3 protein-coding genes are annotated in these 3,417 nt (G+C 71.9%); all 3 read right to left on the bottom strand.

Annotated elements, in window-relative coordinates; genetic code table 11:
• Positions 1–8 precede the first annotated feature (8 nt).
• Positions 9–1,088, bottom strand: a complete 1,080-nt coding sequence (locus F8271_RS30600) for an amidohydrolase family protein (RefSeq protein ID WP_151493269.1) — start codon at positions 1,086–1,088, stop codon at positions 9–11.
• A 54-nt stretch (positions 1,089–1,142) separates the two neighbouring features.
• On the bottom strand, positions 1,143–2,696 hold the full coding sequence (gene ffh, locus F8271_RS30595) for a signal recognition particle protein (RefSeq protein WP_151493268.1): 1,554 nt from the start codon (positions 2,694–2,696) through the stop codon (positions 1,143–1,145).
• 114 nt (positions 2,697–2,810) lie between these two features.
• A partial coding sequence (locus F8271_RS30590; protein WP_151493267.1) for a response regulator transcription factor occupies positions 2,811–3,417 on the bottom strand: 607 nt, incomplete at its 5' end.

The raw sequence follows: 3,417 nt of genomic DNA, 5'->3' as shown, positions 1-3,417 counted from the left end.
GGGGGCGGTTAGCGGATCACTCGGCCGCGCAGGATCGTGCGGGACGGAGCCCGGACGACGCGTAGGTCGCGGCGGGGATCCTCGGGGTAGACGGTCAGGTCGGCGAGGCCGCCCTCGACCAGGCCGGGGAAGCCGAGCCAGTCCCGGGCACCCCAGGAGGCGGCGGCGAGCACGTCGAGCGGTGCCATGCCGGCCTGCTCGTGCAGCAGCAGCATCTCGTCGGCGGCGAGCCCGTGGTCGATGCCACCGCCGGCGTCGGTGCCCACGTAGATCGGTACGCCCGCCTCGTGCGCCGCGCGCACCACCTCGGGGAAGCGGTCGCGCAACGAGAGCATGTGCTCGGCGTACCCGGGGAACTTGGCCCGCGCCTGCTCGGCGATGCTCCCGAAGGTGGCAATGTTGATCATTGTGGGGACCAGGGCGGTGCCCTGGCGGGCCATCTCGTCGATCAGGTCGAGGCTGAGCCCGGTGCCGTGCTCCACCGAGTCGACCCCGGCCCGCACCATGATCTCGACCGCCGACTCGGAGAAGGTGTGCACCGCGGCCCGTACCCCGGCGTCGTGCGCGGCCCGCACGGCGGCGGTGAGGGTGTCCGCGTCCCAGGACGGCGCCAGGTCGCCCACGCCACGGTCGATCCAGTCGCCGACCAGCTTGACCCAGCCGTTGCCGGCCCGTGCCTGCGCGGCCACCGTGGCGGCGACCTCGGCCGCACCGACCTCCACGCCGATGTCGCGCAGGTAGCGCTTCGGCGGCGCGACGTGCCGGCCGGCGCGGGCCAGTCGCGGCAGGTCCGGCTCGTCGTCGAGATCGGGGTACGGGTACGGCGAACCGGCGTCGCGGATCGCCAGCACCCCGGCGTCCCGGTCGACGTGGGCCAACTCGCGGGCCTGGTCGAGCGAGGTGATCGGTGCGCCACCTCGGGCGATGCCGATGTGGCAGTGCGCGTCAACAAGCCCGGGCAGGACGAAGCCGCCGTCGACCACGGTCTCCGCCTCGGGCACCGGGGTGAAGGTCACCCGGTCGCCGACCAGCCAGAGATCCCGGACCTCGTCGGCGGGGAGCAGCACACCACGCACGTGAAGAGCCATGCGCACAGTCCTACCCGATCACCTCGGGGTCCGCGACGCCGCCACCGACACGCGTCAGCGGGGGCGGTTGTCGCCGCCCTTGCCGAGCTTGTTGAAGTCGATCTTTGGAAGCTTGAAGCCGGGCGGCAGGCCCTGGCCACCGGCGAGGTCGTTCGGGTCCATCCCCGGCGGGAGCTGCGGCATGCCACCCGGAAGGCCGCCCGGAAGGCCGGCACCGGTACGCGGCCGACCGCCACCCTTGGTGCCCTTGCGCTTGTTCTTCGGCGACTTGGTCGCCTTGCGCCGGCCGCCGCCGGGCAGGCCCATCATGCCGCCCATCTGCTTCATCATCTTCTGCGCGTCGGCGAAGCGGTTGAGCAGCTGGTTGACGTCCATCACGGTGACCCCGGAGCCGTTGGCGATACGCGCCCGGCGGGAGCCGTTGATGATCTTCGGGTTGGTCCGCTCGCCCGGGGTCATCGACCGGATGATCGCGGTGACCCGGTCGAAGTGGCTGTCGTCCAGCTCGGCGAGCTGGTCCTTCATCTGCCCCATGCCGGGCATCATGGCCAGCACGTTGGCGATCGGGCCCATCCGCCGCACCGCGATGAGCTGGTCGAGGAAGTCGTCCAGGGTGAACTGCTCACCGCCCATCAGCTTGGCGGTCATCTTCTCCTTCTGATCGGAGTCGAAGGCCTGCTCGGCCTGCTCGATCAGAGTGAGGACGTCGCCCATGCCGAGGATCCGGCTGGCCATCCGGTCGGGGTGGAAGACGTCGAAGTCCTCCAACTTCTCGCCGGTGGAGGCGAACAGGATCGGCTGCCCGGTGACCTCGCGCACCGACAGCGCGGCGCCACCGCGGGCGTCGCCGTCGAGCTTGGAGAGCACCACACCGGTGATGCCGACGCCGTCACGGAACGCCTCGGCGGTGCGGACGGCGTCCTGACCGACCATCGCGTCGATGACGAAGATGACCTCGTCCGGCGAGACGGCGTCGCGGATGTCGGCGGCCTGCTGCATCATCTCGGCGTCGATGCCGAGCCGGCCGGCGGTGTCGACGATGACGATGTCGCGGGCGGCACGCTTCGCGTGCTCGATCGACGCGCGCGCCACCTGCACCGGGTCACCGGTGCCGTTGCCGGGCTCCGGGGCGTACACCTCGACGCCGGCCCGACCACCGAGCACCTGGAGCTGCCCGACGGCATTGGGACGCTGGAGGTCGGCGGCGACGAGCAGCGGCTGGTGCCCCTGGCCCTTGAGCCAGCGGGCCAACTTGCCGGCCAGGGTCGTCTTACCGGAACCCTGGAGGCCGGCCAGCATGATCACGGTGGGCGGCTGCTTGGCGAACTGGAGTCGCCGGCCCTCACCGCCGAGCACGTTGATCAGCTCTTCGTTGACGATCTTGATGATCTGCTGGGCCGGGTTCAGCGCCTGCGAGACCTCGGCGCTGCGGGCGCGCTCCTTGACGGCCGCGATGAAGCCCTTGACCACCGGCAGCGCAACGTCCGCCTCCAGCAGCGCGAGGCGGATCTCGCGCGCGGTGGCGTCGATGTCGGCGTCGGTGAGCCGCCCCTTGCCGCGGAGCTTGGTGAAGATCCCGGACAGGCGGTCACTCAAGGTGTCAAACACGCGAACATCCCGTTTGTCAGTGTTCCGGCGGGCACAACGCGGCCGGCAGTGCGGAGTCCGGCCACCGCTAGGGTAGCCGCCCGGCCGCGGGGCCGCTGTCGCCCGGCCCGGCCCTCACCCCGAGACCAACCCCGACTGGTACGCGAAGACGACGAGCTGGGCCCGATCCCGGGCTCCCAGCTTGCCCATCGCCCGGCTGACGTGGGTCCGCGCGGTCGCCGGGCTGACCACCAACCGGGCGGCGATCTCCTCGTTGTTCAGCCCCTCACCGACCAGGCCGACCACCTGGCGCTCCCGGTCGGTGAGCGTGTCCAGCCGGGGGTGCGGACGGGGCACCCGCGACGGTCGGGTGGCGAACTCCCGCACCACCCGCCGGGTCACCGACGGCGACAGCAACGCCTCCCCCTCGGCCACCAGCCGGATCGCGCGCAGCAACTCGGCCGGCCGGGTGTCCTTGGTGAGGAACCCGCTCGCACCGTGCCGCAGGGCGTCGAAGACGTACTCGTCCAGCTCGAAGGTGGTGAGCACCACCACCCGCGTACCCGTCAGGTCGGGGTCGGCGACGATGCGGCGGGTCGCCTCGATGCCGTCGATGCCGGGCATCCGGATGTCCATCAGCACCACGTCCGGCCGTTCCCGCCGGGCCAGCTCCACCGCCCGCAGGCCGTCGGCCGCCTCGCCGGCCAGCGCCAGGTCGTCCTCGCTCTCCACCAGCGCGCGC

The sequence above is a fragment of the Micromonospora sp. ALFpr18c genome, assembly GCF_008868155.1.
GTDB lineage: Bacteria > Actinomycetota > Actinomycetes > Mycobacteriales > Micromonosporaceae > Micromonospora.
This window is presented reverse-complemented; position numbering and strand designations above follow the sequence as displayed.

Coding starts and splice junctions, on each gene's coding strand:
- F8271_RS30600 (WP_151493269.1), bottom strand. CDS start 1,088: ATGGCTCTTCACGTGCGTGGTGTGCTGCTCCCCGCCGACGAGGTCCGG.